The sequence below is a fragment of the Streptomyces sp. NPDC000941 genome, from assembly GCF_053599555.1.
The window spans coordinates 15,509-32,793 of sequence record NZ_JBSFMM010000016.1 but is presented as its reverse complement, the minus strand read 5'-3'; the positions used below and the strand labels follow the sequence as shown (position 1 = coordinate 32,793).

At 69.2% G+C, this 17,285-nt stretch carries 19 protein-coding genes and 2 pseudogenes; 9 read left to right on the top strand and 12 right to left on the bottom strand.

The window, feature by feature from the left end; all coding sequences use genetic code 11:
- Positions 1–100: 100 nt before the first annotated feature.
- Entirely contained in the window at positions 101–247 is a 147-nt protein-coding gene (locus ACWDSL_RS08435) for a hypothetical protein (RefSeq protein WP_450483085.1), read from the top strand.
- A 276-nt stretch (positions 248–523) separates the two neighbouring features.
- On the opposite strand, the pseudogene ACWDSL_RS08430 reads toward ACWDSL_RS08435, so the two are convergent.
- A pseudogene (locus tag ACWDSL_RS08430) lies at positions 524–919 on the bottom strand (ABC transporter ATP-binding protein); the annotation flags it as partial.
- Positions 916–1,128, bottom strand: a complete 213-nt coding sequence (locus ACWDSL_RS08425) for a hypothetical protein (RefSeq protein WP_450483010.1) — start codon at positions 1,126–1,128, stop codon at positions 916–918. The gene ACWDSL_RS08425 and the pseudogene ACWDSL_RS08430, both read right to left, overlap by 4 nt.
- A gap of 190 nt (positions 1,129–1,318) precedes the next feature.
- Here ACWDSL_RS08425 and ACWDSL_RS08420 point away from each other — a divergent pair, with 190 nt between their 5' ends.
- Positions 1,319–2,473, top strand: coding sequence for a sensor histidine kinase (locus tag ACWDSL_RS08420; protein WP_450483008.1), 1,155 nt, complete (start codon positions 1,319–1,321; stop codon positions 2,471–2,473).
- A gap of 43 nt (positions 2,474–2,516) precedes the next feature.
- The gene (locus ACWDSL_RS08415; RefSeq protein ID WP_450483006.1) at positions 2,517–3,176 is read left to right on the top strand and encodes a response regulator transcription factor; all 660 of its coding nucleotides are present in this window, start codon (positions 2,517–2,519) and stop codon (positions 3,174–3,176) included.
- A gap of 88 nt (positions 3,177–3,264) precedes the next feature.
- Here ACWDSL_RS08415 and ACWDSL_RS08410 read toward each other — a convergent pair whose 3' ends face one another.
- From ACWDSL_RS08410 to ACWDSL_RS08400, 3 genes are read right to left on the bottom strand one after another with little or no spacing between them, the layout of a single operon-like run.
- Positions 3,265–4,284 (bottom strand): transposase, encoded by a 1,020-nt coding sequence (locus ACWDSL_RS08410; RefSeq protein WP_450483004.1) that lies wholly within the window; start codon positions 4,282–4,284, stop codon positions 3,265–3,267.
- Positions 4,275–5,453: a low temperature requirement protein A gene (locus ACWDSL_RS08405; protein ID WP_450483002.1), complete on the bottom strand. Its 1,179-nt coding sequence runs from the start codon at positions 5,451–5,453 to the stop codon at positions 4,275–4,277. The genes ACWDSL_RS08410 and ACWDSL_RS08405 overlap by 10 nt, the downstream gene beginning before the upstream one ends.
- A 2-nt stretch (positions 5,454–5,455) precedes the next feature.
- The gene (locus ACWDSL_RS08400) at positions 5,456–6,232 is read right to left on the bottom strand and encodes a globin domain-containing protein (RefSeq protein WP_450483000.1); all 777 of its coding nucleotides are present in this window, start codon (positions 6,230–6,232) and stop codon (positions 5,456–5,458) included.
- A gap of 73 nt (positions 6,233–6,305) precedes the next feature.
- On the opposite strand from ACWDSL_RS08400, the gene ACWDSL_RS08395 reads away from it, so the two are divergent.
- Positions 6,306–6,692 (top strand): winged helix-turn-helix transcriptional regulator, encoded by a 387-nt coding sequence (locus ACWDSL_RS08395; protein WP_450482998.1) that lies wholly within the window; start codon positions 6,306–6,308, stop codon positions 6,690–6,692.
- On the opposite strand, the gene ACWDSL_RS08390 is transcribed toward ACWDSL_RS08395, so the two are convergent.
- Both ACWDSL_RS08390 and ACWDSL_RS08385 read right to left on the bottom strand, forming a co-directional pair.
- Positions 6,689–7,156, bottom strand: coding sequence for a MarR family transcriptional regulator (locus tag ACWDSL_RS08390; protein ID WP_450482996.1), 468 nt, complete (start codon positions 7,154–7,156; stop codon positions 6,689–6,691). The genes ACWDSL_RS08395 and ACWDSL_RS08390 overlap by 4 nt on opposite strands.
- 409 nt (positions 7,157–7,565) lie before the next feature.
- Positions 7,566–8,078, bottom strand: a pseudogene (locus ACWDSL_RS08385) (integrase core domain-containing protein); the annotation flags it as partial.
- Positions 8,079–8,662: 584 nt separating this feature from the next.
- On the opposite strand from ACWDSL_RS08385, the gene ACWDSL_RS08380 reads away from it, so the two are divergent.
- Entirely contained in the window at positions 8,663–9,229 is a 567-nt protein-coding gene (locus ACWDSL_RS08380) for a dihydrofolate reductase family protein (protein WP_450482994.1), read from the top strand.
- 713 nt (positions 9,230–9,942) lie between these two features.
- Here ACWDSL_RS08380 and ACWDSL_RS08375 read toward each other — a convergent pair.
- The 4 genes from ACWDSL_RS08375 to ACWDSL_RS08360 all read right to left on the bottom strand — a co-directional run bounded on the left by ACWDSL_RS08375 (position 9,943) and on the right by ACWDSL_RS08360 (position 13,947).
- Positions 9,943–11,115, bottom strand: a complete 1,173-nt coding sequence (locus tag ACWDSL_RS08375; protein ID WP_450482992.1) for a SagB/ThcOx family dehydrogenase — start codon at positions 11,113–11,115, stop codon at positions 9,943–9,945.
- A complete protein-coding gene (locus ACWDSL_RS08370; protein WP_450482990.1) occupies positions 11,112–12,437 on the bottom strand; it encodes a YcaO-like family protein in 1,326 nt (441 codons plus the stop codon). Before ACWDSL_RS08370 ends, ACWDSL_RS08375 begins: the two co-directional genes overlap by 4 nt.
- Positions 12,438–12,769: 332 nt before the next feature.
- Positions 12,770–13,264, bottom strand: a complete 495-nt coding sequence (locus tag ACWDSL_RS08365; protein WP_450482988.1) for a TnsA-like heteromeric transposase endonuclease subunit — start codon at positions 13,262–13,264, stop codon at positions 12,770–12,772.
- Positions 13,265–13,653: 389 nt separating this feature from the next.
- On the bottom strand, positions 13,654–13,947 hold the full coding sequence (locus tag ACWDSL_RS08360) for a hypothetical protein (RefSeq protein ID WP_450482986.1): 294 nt from the start codon (positions 13,945–13,947) through the stop codon (positions 13,654–13,656).
- 785 nt (positions 13,948–14,732) lie between these two features.
- Between ACWDSL_RS08360 and ACWDSL_RS08355 the strand changes: the two genes are divergently transcribed.
- Positions 14,733–15,170, top strand: a complete 438-nt coding sequence (locus ACWDSL_RS08355; protein WP_450482984.1) for a hypothetical protein — start codon at positions 14,733–14,735, stop codon at positions 15,168–15,170.
- A gap of 53 nt (positions 15,171–15,223) precedes the next feature.
- Here ACWDSL_RS08355 and ACWDSL_RS08350 read toward each other — a convergent pair whose 3' ends face one another.
- A complete protein-coding gene (locus tag ACWDSL_RS08350; RefSeq protein ID WP_450482982.1) occupies positions 15,224–15,358 on the bottom strand; it encodes a hypothetical protein in 135 nt (44 codons plus the stop codon).
- 141 nt (positions 15,359–15,499) lie between these two features.
- On the opposite strand from ACWDSL_RS08350, the gene ACWDSL_RS08345 reads away from it, so the two are divergent.
- The 3 genes from ACWDSL_RS08345 to ACWDSL_RS08335 all read left to right on the top strand — a co-directional run bounded on the left by ACWDSL_RS08345 (position 15,500) and on the right by ACWDSL_RS08335 (position 17,195).
- Entirely contained in the window at positions 15,500–15,889 is a 390-nt protein-coding gene (locus ACWDSL_RS08345) for a hypothetical protein (protein ID WP_450482980.1), read from the top strand.
- A 182-nt stretch (positions 15,890–16,071) separates the two neighbouring features.
- A complete protein-coding gene (locus tag ACWDSL_RS08340; RefSeq protein WP_450482978.1) occupies positions 16,072–16,509 on the top strand; it encodes an integrase core domain-containing protein in 438 nt (145 codons plus the stop codon).
- 149 nt (positions 16,510–16,658) lie between these two features.
- Positions 16,659–17,195 carry a TetR/AcrR family transcriptional regulator gene (locus tag ACWDSL_RS08335; protein WP_450482976.1) on the top strand — a complete coding sequence of 179 codons (537 nt, stop codon included), beginning with the start codon at positions 16,659–16,661 and terminating at the stop codon, positions 17,193–17,195.
- Positions 17,196–17,285 lie beyond the last annotated feature (90 nt).

Sequence of the window (17,285 nt, the reverse complement as noted above, 5' to 3'; positions counted from 1 at the left end):
GTGATCATCACGATGACCCGGAGAGCGAACCGGCGAGCAGCACCAGCAGCGAGCGGGACGCGCCGGCACGGGCGCGGCCCTGTCGCCCTGCTCAGCTCCGGTGACCACTCGCAGCCCGGTGCCCTTCAGCTTCGTACGGACCTCGGCGGCCACCCGCTCCTCGGCGCCGGTCGCGCTGCGCAGGCCCACCAGATCGACGCGGTCCGAGCGGCCGGAGAGTCGTAGGGCCGTCGTATCGGCGCAGTAGACACCCGCGCCAGGCGCGTCGACCACGGCCGAGACGTGATAGCCGGTGGCCGGGCGGGCATTGACGACGATCTGGACCTTGCCGCCCGGCTCGATGCCCGCCGCCGCGGCGGTGGCGCCGTCCACTGTGATCTCGCCGGAGGCGGTCGGCTCGCTGCCGGTGACGCGCGCATCCGCCAGCAGCTTCGTCGAGGACCGACCGTGCCCCGCCACTTGGGCTTGCCAGTTCAGGAGCGGTCGGCGTCTTGAGGGCCTCGACCACCCGGCCGTCCGCCATCACCAGCACCTGGTGCCAGTCGCGGTCCGCCGTACGGCCCGCCAGCCTCAGCGGCAGCGTGATGTTGTCCTCGATGGAGAGGGAGGGGATCAGGTTGTACGCCTGGAACACGTACCCGACGCGTTACCGGCGCAGTTGGGTACGGCGGGACTCGTTCAGCCCGGCGATCTCGTGACCGTCGATGCGGACGCTGCCCGACGTCGGGGAGTCGAGCCCGGCGGCACAGTGCATCAGCGTGCTCTTGCCGGAGCCCGAGGGGCCCATCACGGCGAGGAAGGTCCCGCGTTCCACGGTCAACGACACGTCGTCGAGGGCGCCTACGCCGCCCGGGTAGGCCTTGCTGACGCCCTCCAGAGCGATGGCGGGGGCGCCGACGGCAGTGCTGGTGGCGTTCATCGCCGGCCCCGCAGGTTCCGTACGACGAGAGTGCCCGCGCACAGGACGGTGATCGCGCCGCACACCAGGTGCACCCAGGTGTCGGCGCCGTCGAAGGAGGCTGCCATGTTGGCGAGCGCGCTGGCCACCACCACCATCCAGAGCAGGGTGCGGGCGATGTCCCCGGAGCTGAGCCGGTCGGCGGGTTCGGGGGTCGGCGTGTGCTGCATGGGGGCTGCTCCCGGAGTCTTGTGGGGTGGTCCTGCGGTGGCCGTGTGCCGTTCCTGCTGTCGTCATCGACGCTATGGATCAGCACCCCTGGCGGCCGATCCCGCAGCCCGCCCGGTTCGGGGTACAGCAGGCTGTACTGCCCCGCCGCTCGGGTGACGGCGAACTCGCCAGCGGCATAGGGTCGTTCGCATGACTCTCGCCGCCGCGACGAGCGTCCTCGGCGTCGGGCTGCTCATGGCACCCGCGCTCCTGCGCACCCTGCACGCCCTGGCCGCCCGGGAACGCGGGCGACTCGCCCGCTGGGGCCCCGAGGTCGCCGCCCCGGAGCCCCCGCCCACGCGGCTGCGGGCCGCCCTCGTCGACCGCACCACCTGCCGCGAACTGGGCTGGCTGGTCCGGCACTCCACCGTGGGGGCGCTGCTCGGACTGCTCGGCGTCCTGCTGCCGGTCCTCGCGGTGCGGGACACCGCTTTCCCGCTGTACTGGACGTTCATACCCGAGGGCGCGACTGCCACCTCCGTGGGCATCGGAAACGCGCACACCTGGCCGCACGCCGTCGCCGTGACGCTGCTGGGCGTGGGCTGGATCGCCATCATCCTGGGGCTGACGCCCGGTATGGCCCGGCTCCAGGCGGGCCTCGGACGACGGCTCCTGTCGGCCGGTCCCGACGTCGATCTCTCCCTGCGCGTCGCGGAGTTGACCGCCACACGTGCCGCCGCCCTGGACGCCCACGCCACCGAACTGCGCCGCATCGAACGCTCGTTGCACGACGGTGCGCAGAACCGGGTCGTCTCCGTCGCCGTGCTGATCGGGGCGTCCCGCCGCATGGTGGCCCGCGATCCGGCGGGCGCCGACGAACTCCTGGAACGTGCCCAGTCCGCCGCGGAACAGGCGCTGGCCGAGCTGCGTACCGTCGCCCGCGGCATCCTGCCGCCGGTGCTGGCTGACCGGGGCCTCGCGGGCGCGCTCTCCGGCCTCGCCGCGAACTGCGCGGTGCCCTGCCGGATCGACGTGGACGTGCCCGAACGCTGCGCCGCCTCCGTCGAGGCGACCGCCTACTTCGTGGTCGCCGAGGCCCTGACCAACATCGCCAAGCACAGCGGCGCCCGGCACGCCGTCGTCACGGCACGCGGCGGCGGGGGCCGACTCGTGCTGTCCGTCGAGGACGACGGCAGGGGCGGCGCCGGGGGTAGCTCCCGGGCTTTCGGCTCCGGGGAAGAGGACGGCGGCTCCGGGCTCACCGGCATCCGTCGCCGCATCGCGGCGCACGACGGCGGCCTCACCCTGACCAGCCCGCCCGGTGGCCCGACCGTCCTGACAGTGGATCTTTCCTGTGGATCGTGACGACCGGAGCCCGACCTGTGGAGCCCGACCTGTGGACCCTGACATGCGGATAGTGATAGCCGAGGACGATCCCCTGCTGCGAGAGGGGCTCGCCCTGCTGCTGCGCGCCGAGGGGCTCGACGTGGTGGCCACCGCGGGTACCCCCGACGAGGCCCTGGTCGCCATCGACGTGCACAAGCCGGACGTCGCCATCCTCGACGTACGGATGCCGCCGACCCACACCGACGAGGGGATCGTCGCCGCGGTCGAGGCCCGGCGCCGACGGCCCGACCTTGCTGTGCTCGTGCTGTCCGCGTACGTCGAGCAAAGTTTCGCCACCGAGTTGCTCGGCGGCGGGGTGAACGGTCTCGGCTATCTGCTCAAGGAACGGGTCGGCCGGGTCGAGGAGTTCCTGGACGCGCTACGGCGCGTGGCCGGTGGCGGCACCGCCATCGATCCGGAGGTCGTCGCCCAGCTCTTCACCCGCTCCCGCCAGGACACCCGCCTGGAACGGCTCAGCCCCCGCGAACGGGACGTACTCGCCCTGATGGCGGAGGGGTTGGGTAACTCCGCCATCGCCGGGAAACTCGTCGTCACCGACGGCGCCGTCCACAAGCACATCCGCAGCATCTTCGCGAAGCTCGATCTGTCTCCGACGGACCAGGTGGACCGCCGGGTCGCGGCCGTCCTGCGGTATCTGGAGGATCTACGGCGGCTGGCTTGAGGCGGTGTTGGTGCAGCCAAGAGCATCCTCGTCCCTTGCCCGGCTGACGACTCCCTTCCGGCCAATCATCGCTGCGCGATCTTGGTGGTTAATTCCAACTCCTATGCTGCGAGGTGGAGTTGGGGTCGGGCGAGGTGGCTGTGGTTGGCGCGTCGAGGGGGTGGCCGTTCCACCAGGCATGGAGTCGGATGAGGTTGAGGGCGGTGGTGCTGGTGGCGTGGTCGAGGTGTGTCTTGGCAAGGCCGCGGTAGCGGGCTCGGCGCAGGCCGGTGGTGTGGGTCGCCTGGTGGATGGCGCCATCGACCCCGGCGCGGAGCGCAGAGTCGCGCTGCCAGGTTCCGTCCTGTTGCTGGGCGCGGGCGGTGCGGATGGCCTCGGTGAGCTCACGCGGGTAGAGGCTGAGCTGGCGGCCCTTTCGTGAATTGGTGCACTGCTCCTTGACCGGGCAGGGGATGCATTCCAGGGCGGCGAAGGCGACGACGGTCTTGGGCACGCCCTCCTGGACGACGTCGTTCCAGGTGGCGCTGATGTTTCCGGTCGGACAGACGGCTCGTTTGCGATCCCAGTCGATGGTGAAGTCGTGTGCGGCGAAGCCTTGTTGGGCCTTGGCCTGGCGGGAGGTGTCGAGCAGGACCGGGGTGACCAAGGCGATGCCGTGGTCCTTGGCGGACGAAACGATCAGATCGGCGCTGGGGTAGCCGGAGTCGAGGTAGTGCCGGGCAGGCAGCAGGTGGCGGCGGTGAAGGGCCTGGTGGATCGTGTCCAGGGCTTTGCTGTCCGGCAGGGTGGAACAGGTGGTCGTGACGTTGGTGATCAGGTTCGGGCGGGTCGGCCGGTCGCCGTCGGCCTGCGGGTGGCAGGTCTGTGAGACGTGCAGCTTGTAGCCGTTCCAGAACAGGTCACGCTTGGCGGACCAGCGAGTGTCGGTGTCGTAGGGGGAGGCCAGGCGGGCCGGGGCGGGCGGCAGGCCGTCGCCGCCGTCCTCGGTGCGCTCGCGCTGCCGGATCCGCAGCCTGCCGGCCCGGTCGGTGGTGCGGTCCTCTTCCCTCGTAGATCCATGACGCGGACCGTAACCTCTGGCCGAGACAACGGACTTGCCTACGGGCACGCGCCTCCTGATTGGCACACGAGGACGGCGGTGAGCACGGTCGCCGCGCCGCCCATCAGCATGAGCGGTGTGGCGATGCCCGCGGTGAGACCCAGCCCGGCAAGCGCCGCGATCGCGAGCAGCCGTGACCGGGACACCTGCCCGAAGACGGCACGGGTGAACAATAGATGCCCAGCGAGGAAGAGCAGCGGGCCGCCCAGAGCCGCACACGCGGTCCCCGCGGTCACCCGGCCGTCAGGGTGCGCGATGGTCGTCTTGACCGCTACGGCGGTGACAATGACGCCCGCGACCATGGGGACGTGCAGATAGGTATACGCGGACCGGCCGAGCCGTCCCGGATCAGCGGACGCCGCGATCCGTTCACCGGCGGCGTCGGCGACCCGGTGGAAGTAGATCCACCACATCGCGACGGCGACGGTGAAGGTGGACAGGAGCGCCGCCACCCGCGCCACCGAAAGCTGGGTGCCGCTGAACGTGGCACCGGCGACCAGGAGCGACTCGCCGAGCACGATGAGCATGAACAGCCGGCACCGTTCGGCCATGTGCTCGGCGTCGATCGTCCACTCGGAGGTGTGCGAACGTCCGAGGAACGGAGTGGTGTAGCCGTGCCAGGGCGCGGCGTACTCCAGGACCAGCGCGACTGACCACAGGACGGCTCTCGACGGCCCGTCAGCGAGGCCCCCCGCGATCCAGACCACGGCGGTGAAGCTGTGCCAGGCCAGGATGCGCTGGAACGTGGGCCCCAGGGGGTGGGACCTCGCGGCTACCGCGACGAAGAGCGACCGGCCCACCTGGATGGCGGCGTAGGCGCCGGCGAACCACAGTCCGCGCTCGTCGAACGCCGAGGGGATCGCGGCCGCCATGACCAGGCTGGCCAGCATCACGCCGACCAGGGTCAGCCGGACCGCGACATGGTCGGGATGGAACCAGTTCGTGGTCCAACTGGTGTACATCCACGCCCACCAGACCGCCGACAGGAGGAGCAGCGTCTGCGCCGCGCCGGCGACCGTGAAGTGCTCCACCAGCCCGTGGGCGAGCTGCGTCACCGCGAAGACGTAGACCAGGTCGAAGAACAGCTCGAACGGCGTGACCCGCGTGCCGTCCGGGCTGCGTTGCCGGAACACCCGGTCGTGCCGGAACACCGGGTCGGCGTACCTCTCGCTCCGCATCGTCAGGCCGTGGTGCCGGCCTGCGGTTGCCACGGCGGCAGAACCCAGTCCCACACCGGCACCGGCTCGTCGGCGCCCGGTGTGGCGCCGGGCCGGGAGAACAGCACCGCCATCCGGGTGCCCCACTCCAGGTAGCCGACCACGGAGGCGCGGAACTCGGGGTCTTCCGGCAGCCCGACCTCATCCGCGGTCTCGACCAGCAGGTTCATCCAGCGGCGCCGCTGCCGCTCGGTGATGGCCTTGCCGAGATGGCGCCCGATCATGTGCGCATGACCGCCGTGTTTGTCGGAGTAGACGGGCGGACCGCCGAGCACCTCGCCGAACCAGGCCGCGACATGGCGCGGGTGTGCCGGATCCATGTCCTTGAACAGCGGTGCCAGCTCCGGATCGGCGGACACATGGTCGTAGAAGGCGGTGAACAGCCGCTCGAGCGCACTCGCCCCGCCCGCCCAGGCGTACAGCGTCGGCGTCGCGGAACCCCTGCCCTTGATCCCGGTCGGCCGGTAGTGGCGCATCTCCTTGATGGCGCTCACGTACGGCTTGATCTCGGCGAAGAACGCACGGAACGTGTCGCTGCCCCGGAAACCCTCGAGATGGTCGGCGGTGGAGGTCCAGGTGATCCGCAGAATGTAGCGCTCCGGGTCTTCCTCACAGCGCGTCAGTTCGTAGTCCTCGCACTGCGGGGCGCTCGCCAGCGGTACGGACGCGCGGCGGTAGGCCGCCTCGAAATCGGCGGCCTGCGCTTCGGGTATCCGGTAGCGGATGTACTCGATGCTCATGCGGCACAGTCGATCACCGCGTATATGTGGTGACAAGAACGAACCTTGTGGTGCGTAGCGGGGAGGAGACGGCGTGAGCATCGCCCGAAAGCGGTATTACTGCCCGGTGGAGGTCGCCGTCGATGTGCTCGGCAAGCGGTGGACACCGGTGATCCTGGCCCATCTCAAGGAGGGCGTGCACCGCTATGGCGAGCTGCGCCGTAGGATGCCGGAGGTCAGCGAGAAGGTGCTGACCCAGCGGCTGCGCGGGCTCGAACGCGACGGGCTGGTGGAGCGATCCGTGCACCCGGGTGTGCCGGCACCGGTGTCCTACCGGCTCACCGAGGAGGGCTGCGGCCTCGCGCCCGTGCTCCAGGCCCTTTACGACTGGGGGCGCGAGCGGGCCGACCGGCACGGCGTGGCCATCGAACCCGTCCCACCCGTCGAGCCCGTGGCTGCCGACGTCGGTGAGACCGGCTAGACCGGGGTGCCGCCGGTGTTGCGGATCATCTGCTGAAGGACTTTCAGGGTGGTGACGTAGTCGGCGTCGTCGATGCCGTGGTGGATACGGTCGCGGATCGCCGGGGCGTGCTGCTTGAGTCCGGCGCGGGCCTCGTCGCCCGACTTGGTGATCCACAGCCGCCCCTCGCCGTCGCGGGTGAGCCAGCCGCGCTCCAGCAGGACCTCCGCCTCGGCCTCCATATCGTCCTCGGGCCTGAGGTAGCTGCTCATGGCCTGCTGAAGTTCGGCGATGGTCATGCCATGGCCGTCGGGTGAGATGTCGTTCTTGGACAGATTGCGCAGCAGCCAGTACTGGGGCTGAGTGAAGCCGAGTTCGGCCTGCTGGGCTCGAGTGAAGGCGATGAGGGCCTCGTAGGCCACCCCGGTCCAGTACGCGGCCGGCTGTGCGGCGAGTTCGGCGTCGGAGAGTTGCTGGGTCACCATGAGGCGCTCCCTACGGGGGGACGATCACTGACGCGAGCACCGTAGAACTTGAAGTGAAGTTGAGATCAAGAGCCCCCCGGGACATCGAGTCGCTGTGCCTGAAGCCCGGGGCGAAGCTGAGCGAGGTCCAGCTCGGTGAGGAGCTCCTCTCGTACGCCCGTGCGCGAGGCCATGCGCCGGCTGGCCGCCGAGGGGCTCGTGGACTTCGTGCCGGGCGACGTGGCGCGGATGGCGCCATCTCGCTGGGCGGGGTGCGGGCGCTCCTCGAGATCCGGATGCTGCTGGAGCCGCGGGCCGCGGCCCTGGTCGCGACCTCGGGGGCGGCCGACGAGCGCGTCCTGGCTGAGGTATCTGATGATGTCGGCTGGCGTGCGGAACCGTGTGTCGTTCGGACACTCATCGCTGCAGTTCACGCGGCGTATCTGTACTCGTTGATTACGCCCCCCAACACTCGGGTGCGCAGGATCCGGTGAGCGATCGGAGCGGTCATGGGCGATGGGTGCTCCCGGGCGAGCGGAGGGAGCTGACATCGAGCCTGGTGCGGGCGATGACCGTTGTAGTGCCGGGCATAGGCGTCGAGGACCTGCTGAGCATGGGGCTCGTTCCATATCAGCAGGTGGTCAGGGACTTCGCGCCGCAAGGTGCCAATCACCCGCTCGCAGTGCGCGTTCATTCGGGGAGCCCACGGCGCAGTCTTCACAACCTCGATGTCGTCGGCCGCGAAGACTGCGTCGAAGGATTCGGTGTACCTCGCGTCCCGGTCGCGAAGCAGGAAACGCAGCGAGTCCACTCGCACGCCGAACTCGACAGCGAGGTTTCTCGCCTGCTGGACCGTCCAGGACCCGGTGGGATGCGAAGTCACTCCTGCGACGTGCAGCTGACGTGTGCCGTGCTCAAGGAACACCAGCGCGTACACTCGGCGAAATTGATGAACCTGTTTGCGTTCCCGTCGCCGAGCATGTCCCGATGCGGCGGAACATGTGGCGGGCGGCTCTCAATTCATCACTGATGACCCGGTGCTCCACTCACCCAGATTCTTCGTAGCCGCCCGGAATTCTCAACGTCCTGAGATGTGGCCTAACGCTTTCCTCTCGGCAGGCGCCGACGGCCAGAATTCGTCTAGGAAGTAGCCCAGCGCTTTTCTGGACTCGCTCCGGCTCGCGCCCTGCTCGCGGGCGAGAACGGGATGCCGGCCGCCGGGGCCATCGAGGGAGCAGGTGACGTTGCCGACCAGTGGTGTAGGGTCTCGCCGCTCGTGACATGTCAATCTTGCGTGACCTGGGCGTTCTTGGCTGTCTCACGGCCTTGTCACCTATGATCAGTCTCAAATCCGTGGCATTTCCTCGCGAGGGCGAGGTCGAGATCAGGCGGCTTGTCCGAGTCGGCCGAGTACACCACGCTGAGCCCCGAGCACGAGGGCTACCGACGAGCCCAGATCGCGCACCGATGAGTTTCCCGCGCCGCGCTGGTCTATACGCCGGACACCCACGGACGGAAGGCTGGGCCATGCGGAAACTGATCTACGGCATGAACCTGACCCTGGACGGCTACATCGCCGCGGCCGGCGACGACATCGGCTGGAGCGGACCGCCGAGCGACGAGCTGTTCCAGTGGTGGCTCGACCACGAGCAGGCGAGTGGCCTGTCGCTGTATGGGCGCAAGCTGTGGGAGACGATGAGCTCCTACTGGCCGACCGGCGACCAGCAGCCCAACGCCACCCCGGCGGAGATCGAGTTCGCGCGGAACTGGCGGGACACGCCGAAGGTGGTGTTCTCCTCGACGATCGACAAGGTCGCCTGGAACACCCGCCTGGTCACCGGCGACGCGATCGCCGAGATCCGCCGGCTCAAGGCCGAGGACGGCGGCTCAATGAACATCGGCGGCGCAACGCTCGCCGGGGCGGCCATGCGCGCCGGGCTGATCGACGAGTACGCGATCGCCGCCCATCCGGTTCTGGTGGGCAGTGGCACGCCGTTCTTCACCGCGCTGGACAGCTGGGTGAACCTGAACCTGGTGGAGACGCGGACGTTTCCCGGCGGCGTGGTCCTGACCAGGTACGAGACGAGGCGCTGAGCAGCAGTGTCCCGTCTCATTAGACCTTACAGAGAAAGGCCGCTGGTCTGCGGGGTGACAGGTTGAATTGCGACTCAGGGCAAGGACGGTGTGGTGTCCCGGAGGGTCTGAGGTGGGTGCCGAGTTCGTGTCTCATCGATCATGGCGGGACGGGTGGTTCCTGAATTGGGCTTCGTCAGGATGGTGAGACGCTGTGTTCCAGGATTCGCAGTGAAGGTGGCAGTTTCCGGGCCAGTCCCGAGGGAAGTTGGTGGGGGGATACTGAGGCGCTGTGCTGCTTCGGTGGGCAGTTGGGGGTGGTCTCGCCAGTATGCCGAGAGAACAGGCTGGCGAGAACGACGGCTTCGGGGTAGGTGACCAGTTCGATCCGGGCCTCGGAGGGACGGTGGGGATCACCGAACGGATCTTCGCCCAGCACGTCGAGGCGACCCTTCCAGCACTGACGAAGGCACTCACCGCCTCTATCGCTGGTGAACCACCTGTTCAGTCGGTCACGGGCGTCGATGTATGCCAGCGCGGTGGAGGGATGGGTGCCCCGGCGGACGATCCGGCGGTGCCGGAGATTGGCCCGCAGAACCTCCGGCAACCGCGTCAGGTCGTGCTGTTCATCGCCGAGGAGCCAGCGGTGATGTCGGTGGCAGACGCCTTACCCCGGCCCCGCAGAGGGGCCGGCACCACCCCGATCGGGCGAGCAGCGCCGTTCACCCAGGCGGCTACTGGCTGGTGCGGCGGAATGCGTCCAGGCCGGCAGGGACAGCGGTGGGGTTGGGCCGGGCGGTGGGCTGGCCCGCGCCGAGGAGGTGCAGGGGGGTGTGGGTGATGTCGTTGAGCCCGAGGCGAGCGGCCAGGGCTGTGTCGTGGTGGGCGGCGAGCTGGAACGGGCCCAGGCCGAGGGCGGTGGCGGTCAGGGCGAAGGTCTGGCCGAGGTGCCCGGCATCCAGCAGGCCCACCCGGTAGGAGCGGGCGGTGGCGTGGTGGGTGAGCTGGCGCTCGACCACGGCGATCAGCGGGAGAAGGAAGGCGGCCCGGCTCACCCATTCCTGTCCGGCGCACATCGTGGTGATCTCCTCTCCGGTGCAGCCCTCGGCGAGAAGTTCCAGGCTGTGCTCAGCGGCGTTGTAGTGGTACCAGCCCGGGGTGACGGAGGTGACGTTGCGGACGGCCAGGTATGCCTCCAGTTCCTGGCGGGCGCCGGCGCAGGGGCTGGTGCGCCGGTACAAGGCGCCAACGGGGCCGGCGTCGACATAGTCGACCGGGCCGAAGACGGTGGCCAGCAGGACGGCCAGCGTCTCCAGCGGCACCGGGTCGTCGGCGAAGGCGTAGTGGGTGCGCCGCCGGTGGATGACGCTGCCGAACGGCGCGGCGAGGTCGGCTGGCGGGCGGGGCAGCAGGATACGGTCGGCGTCGGGGTAGGTCGTGAACAGCGCGATCCTCGGGGTGGAGGCGGGCTGTTCGCCGGACGGCGCAGGGGTGAAGTTCTGGGTGGTGAAGTGCAGAAACGCCGCCTGAGGGGACCACGGCTGCCAGTGGTGTGCCAGGTCCTCGTCCCGCTGAGCCTGTTCGCTGCCCTCGGCGAGCAGCACCCCGTGTGCGGCCAGGTGGTCGATGTCCTGCTGGACTGCCACATGGTCCCGGCCGGGTGCGCAGGCGGCGGCCTGCCGGGGAGTGGCCCAGTCGTCGAAGGCGGCGAGCAGACCGGCCGCGGCCGGGGGCAGCGGGACCGGCGTGCCGTGCGGGTAGGGGTGGGCGACGGGGATGTCGCCGTCCCAGTAGCAGACCAGGCAGCGGGCCCGGCGCAGCCGCACACCGGTGTCGGCGGGCGGTGCACTCAGATGTGGCGGCGCCGGGCGCTTCGCCCCGGGGGCGGGGGTGGCGGTGTGGGTCATCGTCGGCCGTCCCTTTCACCGGGCCGGGCGGCGGCTCGGGCGCGAGGGCCGGGCAGCAGGAGCATGCCGGACAGAACGGTCATGAAGCGCTCCAGGCCAGGGACGAAGGCGTGGACGGCGGTGATGCCGCCGGGCAGGCTCGCGGCGGTCCGGTGGTAGGGCGGGTGGCCGGCTGCGGTGAGTAGGTCGGTCAGGTGGCGCTCCTGCTGCTCCACGGTGCCGGGAGGCTCATGGTCAGCGGGGAAGGCGATCCGGTCGGCCCGGGTGAGGTGATCGGTCAGGTCGAAGCGGGCGCAGGCGTGCAGGGCGGGATAGCGGGCCAGGGCCTTCAGTGGCGTCGGCGGGAGGTCGACGGCGGCCCGGGCGAGGAGTCTGGCCTGGATGCATTCGGTCAGCGCACGCCGGGCGGCGTAGTGCGCCGACAGCGACGCGCCGCCGCTCGATCGCATCTCACTGTTGCCGACAGGGGCGTAGGCCACGAACGCGGGGACGCCGATGTCGGTGGTGGTGTGCAGCAGGTGGACCGGGGTTCCGGTGAGGTGCTCGGCGGCGTGGTGGGCCGCGGCCAGGTCGGCAGGCAGGGTGGCCGGGTCGACGACGCGCGGGCGGAAGGAGCGGGCGTGCGGGCCGAGGAAGGCCCGGGCAAGCAGCAGTGACAGCGCATCACGTTCGATTGCCTCGTTCAGGGCATGCACCAGGGCCTCGGCCTTGGTCACGCCGATGGCCGAGCCGCTGTTGCTGCCGTAGCGGGCCAGTTGGCGGTAGTCCGCACCGTCCCCGGCGGCCTTGCGGCACTCCGCCCGGTCCAGGTACCAACTGGTCGTCAGCGCCGCAGGGACCGCGATCGACTCCCCGCCGCCCGACGCGGCGTCCGCCTCGCCTCCCAGCGGCGCGTAGCCGTGGCATGCCACCCGCTCCAGGCGGGCCAGGACCGGCGCGCACGCCTCCCCGGCGAACGGCCCCTCCACCAGCTCCGCCCCTGCACGGAATTCCACCTGCTGGGCGTCGAAGTGGGCAGGGCCGGTGAGGTGGTGTTCCAACGCCTCGAACAGCGCCCCGATGCGCGCATCGTCACGGCGCCCCTTGCCGCTGCCCTGCCCATGCGGAACCACGTAACCCGCCGCATCCAGCAGCCGACACCGCCAGGTACTCCAACCGTCCAGCGTGCCGACCTCCACAAGTTCAGGGCGCAGCCCCAGTTCGGCCAGCGCGGCACGCACACGTTCCTCGGCCTCGCACGCTGTCACCTCCCGCTCCACCCACGGACCCACCCCACCGGACTGCCCGGCGTCCGCAGCCGCCTTCAACCCCGCATTCGGCATGTTCTGCTTCCCGCATCGTCATCGACCTGGTCAGTAGTCAGTCGGAGTGCCGGGGGACGGACAGGATCCGCCCCCGGCAGTCGTGCGTCACGTCCGTCACCAAGACCTGCCGGTGAATCAGACGGTGTCCTTGTCGGGACTCTCCTCGGCCAGCAGTTCCTGCTCGTCGGCAGTCAGCTCCTGATCCGCTTTGTCCAGCGTCTCCGAGTGGTCGAAGAAACCAGCAGTTCCACCCATGGTTTTCACCTCCCTCAACACACAAATCGTCACTCATTGCGCATGAATGGTCCCAGGGAGTGGCAACGGGTGGTGGATATCAGCATTTAAACCACTCAGACGAAGGCTGTGACCGGACGGCGGATGACTGGCCAAGGAGACGGGCGCGTGGGTCGGCCCGGCGGTCGGGTGTGCCTGGTCCAGTCGAATGTGAACGCCACCTCCGGCTTGGATAACCGGTGCAACGGCTTGACTTCGACGACTACCGGCACCTGCCCGGTGAGCAGGAAATAGTCCGGGATGTGTCGACGCACCTTCCCTTCCAGCACCGTCTTCAGCAGGAAGGGCTGGGCCGCGATGCCGCGTACGGACGGATCGAAGTCGGCGAAGAGCAAGCGCGACAGTTCCAGCCGCGACTCGTAGATCACGTGGTCGCGCATCGTCGCCGACCAGTAGGTACCCGAGTAGTGCTTCTGGCCCCTGTACCAGCGGAACGTCCGCCACGGATGAGCCGACTGCAGAAGCTCAACAGGCGCCGTACCCCAATCCCGGTCCTCCACGAGAGGACCACGCCGCCGACGGATACTCACCGTCGCAGTGACACTGTCCATCGCGCACCCCCAGCCCACGTGCGATGGCCCGTGCAGCCAAGGGGGTCAGCGGAACATCAACGTGCGGAACAGGCCGGAACCCCCATTACCCGGTCCACGACCAGGGTCTCCGGGACCAGAGGAGGTGACGCGAGCCCCGGTCCGACAGCCCCCTCAACATCGACCAGCACGGTGCGGAGAATGCCGTGCTCGGGCCAGACCGCGTGCCGCGGCCAGTCCCTCCCCGCCGACCGGGGTCGGAACGACTGGAGGAGCACCGCGCTGACGTCCACCGTCTTCGTGGAGACCGGCGTGAGCCGGATCCCGACGATGCAGCGGGTGTACCAGTCCATCGCGATCTTGTGGAGGTAGTTGAGAGCTGACCGTTGACCGCCGGTGGCGGGTCCTGGTCAGTCTCCGTTGAACACCAGGTAGCGATGGGAGAGCCGTTCGACGGTCCGGGCCAGGGCAAGCACTTCTTCGGCTGCCTCCGCGACGGCGGCCGGTGCGCTCGTGCCCAGCTGGGTGAGTTCGGGGATCACCAGTCGCATCTGGGAGCGGTTGAAGACGGTGTCGTCGTACTTGTCGACGTAGCCGATCCGGGGCAAGCCGTCATTCGCCGCGTGCTGGCAAAACGCGTCGAGTGCCGGGTGGCAGCAGGTTGCCTCGATGGTCCCGGTGTAGCTTCGAATGATCACGCTCATCCCCATCAGGTCAACCTATCGGGGACTATGAGGGCAAACCCTGATGTTTTCTGCTGGCCCACCCGCTGACGATGTCCCTGGGACCTGGCATGATGTGCGTCATGACGCAGACCCGAAAGGCCGATGGCGCGTAGGCCGCCCGGTGCCATCCGCTCTCAGCGGTGGCAAGCCCGCAGCGATGCTCGTCCAATCCGCCAGATTCCCGGCATTTCCCGCCGAACCCGGTCAGCCATCCACCGGATCGAAGCCCAGCATCTCGGGCGCGGTGCCGTCGCCGAGGCCCTGCACCGATACGAGCGCTTTCTCCACCAACCCGGCCGATACCTCTATCTATCTTGGGACGACTGCCCCTGCTGCGACCCGACGGACGCTCGGGACATCCTCGAAGACGCGCTTCGCCGACTGCCGCCTGCAGCCCGGGCGGGGCTCCGCAGGATCGTCGCCCGACTGGACGAGGAGTTCCTCCGTCGAACGCTGCCCGATCCTCGGGCCGCGTCTGTCAGTTCATGGCATGCGGCAGCATGGTGGTGGCAGAGAATCCGGGAGATATGACCGCTGACCTACAGCCGGGCGGCGTTCTTCTCAACCACGATGAGACGGACATCATCGAGCGGGCGCTCTTCATCGCCATCCATCACCGACGCCCACCTGCGGACGCTGATCCTTCGGTGGACACGTGCCGAGACCTCTTCCATGAGCTTCGTCGCGTCAGGGCGACGGAACAGCTTCCGACCCCCGATCCTCACCGGCCCACCGCTGACGGAGTCCGACTGCGGCGCGGGCTGGTGAACCGCGTCCTGATCTCGGGGACTGCCTGGTCCACCGCCCGGTCGGTCCTCCTCTTGGCCTGCTTCGACGACACCTTGTGCGAGCACGACTTCCAGACCATCGTGGGTTGGTCGCGGAGCGACTTCCATGCCCTCGCGGTGGAGTGCGAGGTCACGGACGCTGAGTGCCTGCGGGCCGAGCTGTTCCGGGCCCGCGCGCTGGAGGACGGTGTCCGACACCGCAAGCTGCTGACCTTCGCACTCGACCACATGGGCATGGAGCCGACCTGCAGGGATGTGGAAGCGGTGGAGCGAAGCCTTTCCGCTCTGGCCGGCACTTGCGATGCGGAGGTCCTGACCGCTCTGCTCGCCAGAACTCGGGCCAGTGCCGTGGGAGTCGGACGACGATCCAGGGACGCGGAGTCTGGTCGCCGCGGCCGACGGGCCGGCTGGTGAAAGCCGTTCGTCGTGATCCGTGCCACCGCCGACCAGCTGAGACCGGCCGGTCGTCATCGGTGTCCAGGAGGGCCGACACGGTCGATACGGATGATGTTGCCGCTTGCTTCCAGGGCTTCGCGCAGGCGGGCGTTGTCGACGGCGAGGCGCTGGATCTGGGCGGCTGCGAACTGGAGGTTCTCGGTCAACGGCCGGTTGGCGCGGCGGAGTTTGGCGTTCCGGGCAGCGAGGACCTCGTAGGGGCTGGGCCCCTGAAGGGTGTCTTTATTGCCGTACGGTGGTTGACCTGGGGCTTTGCGATCGCCTAAGTATGGGCATGATCAGTGATTGTGGGTCTGCGACTGCTCTACCTGAGCTTCTGCCGACTCCTGGGCTGCTTTCCGATGCTGGGCCGATCGACCGCCGCGAACAACGCCGAGATCCTTGCCCTTCGTCATGAGGTCGCCGTGGGTCGCCGGCAGGTCCAGCGGCCGCGGCTCTCATGGGCAGATCGCGCCGTGCTCTCCGCTCTCGCACGGTACCTGCCATCCGCCTTGCGCCGCCATCGGCTGGTCACCCCGGGCACACTGCTGACCTGGCACCGTCGTCTGGTGCGCTGGAAGTGGCGCCAGACGGCGGTCGGATCCGGTCGTCCACCGTTGCCGGAAGAGACAGTCGTGCTCATCCAGCGCTTGACGAGAGAGAATCCTGATCTGGGGGTACGTCAGGATCCAGGGTGAACTGCGTCGGCTTGGCCATCGAGTCGCCGCCGCCACCATCCGGCGCGTTCTGCGCCGTTCCGGCATACCATCCGCACCGCAGCGAGCAAGCCAGCAGACCTGGCGCTCGGCGCGTCCATGTCCTGGGTGTCACCGCACGCCCTACAGGCGTATGGGTCACCCGGCTCGCCCGCAATCTGCTCATGGATCTCGAGGAGAGCGCTGCTGGGTGCTTCCGGTTCCTCATCCGTGACCGGGACAGCAAGTTCACCGCCGCGTTCGATGCCGTCTTCGCCGGCAACGGCACAGCCGTCATCCCGACACCGCCGCAAAGCCCACGATCCAACGCACTCGCCGAACGATGGATACGCACAGCCCGCCCCGAATGCACCGACCGCCCTCTCATCACCGGCGAACGACACCTGCGCACGGTCCTTACCACGTACGCGGAGCACTACAACGGGGGGCGAGCCCACCGCAGCCTCGGCCTACGAGCACCCGACGACGACCCGAACGTCATCCCCCTGCCCGCTGCCGGGGTCAGGCGCCAGCAGGTACTCGGCGGACTGCTCAACGAGTACCACACCATGCCACCCCGGCTTCCTCATCATCCACAGGAAACGCCCAGCTCAGCAGCCTGATTGGAGTATTGACACCTTTCACGGGTCAGCGGCCGGATCACCACCTCACGCTCTGCCGTCATGCTCCCACCCTTACTGAAACGACTGTTTCAGTGGACTACGTCGGTGATCCGATCCGAGACAAACCCCTCCCCCCCCGCCGGGAGGAGTTGCTTGAGGCTGCCTACGCCTACGCCCTGCGCGGCGGCCTGGGCGAGCTGTCCCTGCGCCCGCTGGCCGAGGAGATCCACTCCAGTCCCCGTGTACTGCTCTACCTGTTCGGCAGCAAGCACGGGCTGATCCGGGCTCTGCCGGCGCGCGCCAGAGCGGATGAGCTGGAGGCTGTCCGGCAGGTCGGCGACCTGCCGGAGGAGCGGGTGGGAGTGGGGCCGGTGGCCCGTGCGCTGTGGCTGTGGCTGTCCGACGACGCCCACCGCGCCCTGCTGCGGCTGTGGGTGGAGAGCTTCGGCCGTTCCCTGATCGACCCCGACGGGCCGTGGGCCGGCTTCGCCCGCGATACGGTCGAGGACTGGCTGGCGCTGCTGGCCCGCAGCCAGCCCGCCGCCTGGCGCGACGCCGAGGCCGCACGCGCGCAGCGCACCCTCGTCCTCGCCGTCCTGCGCGGCGCCCTGCTGGACCTGCTCGCCACCGGTGACAGCGCGCGCACCACAGCGGCGCTGCACCTCCAGCTCGACCTGCTGGAATGACGTGCTGCGGCACGACGGGTCTTCGGGGCCTCTGGAACAGGGGGCTGTTCTGGCACCCGGTGGCCGGGGTGAGGGAATGGCCGTCGGGTG

Coding starts and splice junctions, on each gene's coding strand:
- ACWDSL_RS08390 (WP_450482996.1), bottom strand. CDS start 7,156: ATGGTGACCCAGCAACTCTCCGACGCCGAACTCGCCGCACAGCCGGCC.
- ACWDSL_RS08425 (WP_450483010.1), bottom strand. CDS start 1,128: ATGCAGCACACGCCGACCCCCGAACCCGCCGACCGGCTCAGCTCCGGG.
- ACWDSL_RS08420 (WP_450483008.1), top strand. CDS start 1,319: ATGACTCTCGCCGCCGCGACGAGCGTCCTCGGCGTCGGGCTGCTCATG.
- ACWDSL_RS08360 (WP_450482986.1), bottom strand. CDS start 13,947: ATGAGCGTGATCATTCGAAGCTACACCGGGACCATCGAGGCAACCTGC.
- ACWDSL_RS08405 (WP_450483002.1), bottom strand. CDS start 5,453: ATGCGGAGCGAGAGGTACGCCGACCCGGTGTTCCGGCACGACCGGGTG.
- ACWDSL_RS08370 (WP_450482990.1), bottom strand. CDS start 12,437: ATGCCGAATGCGGGGTTGAAGGCGGCTGCGGACGCCGGGCAGTCCGGT.
- ACWDSL_RS08375 (WP_450482992.1), bottom strand. CDS start 11,115: ATGACCCACACCGCCACCCCCGCCCCCGGGGCGAAGCGCCCGGCGCCG.
- ACWDSL_RS08340 (WP_450482978.1), top strand. CDS start 16,072: ATGGATCTCGAGGAGAGCGCTGCTGGGTGCTTCCGGTTCCTCATCCGT.
- ACWDSL_RS08365 (WP_450482988.1), bottom strand. CDS start 13,264: ATGGACAGTGTCACTGCGACGGTGAGTATCCGTCGGCGGCGTGGTCCT.
- ACWDSL_RS08380 (WP_450482994.1), top strand. CDS start 8,663: ATGCGGAAACTGATCTACGGCATGAACCTGACCCTGGACGGCTACATC.
- ACWDSL_RS08400 (WP_450483000.1), bottom strand. CDS start 6,232: ATGAGCATCGAGTACATCCGCTACCGGATACCCGAAGCGCAGGCCGCC.
- ACWDSL_RS08415 (WP_450483006.1), top strand. CDS start 2,517: ATGCGGATAGTGATAGCCGAGGACGATCCCCTGCTGCGAGAGGGGCTC.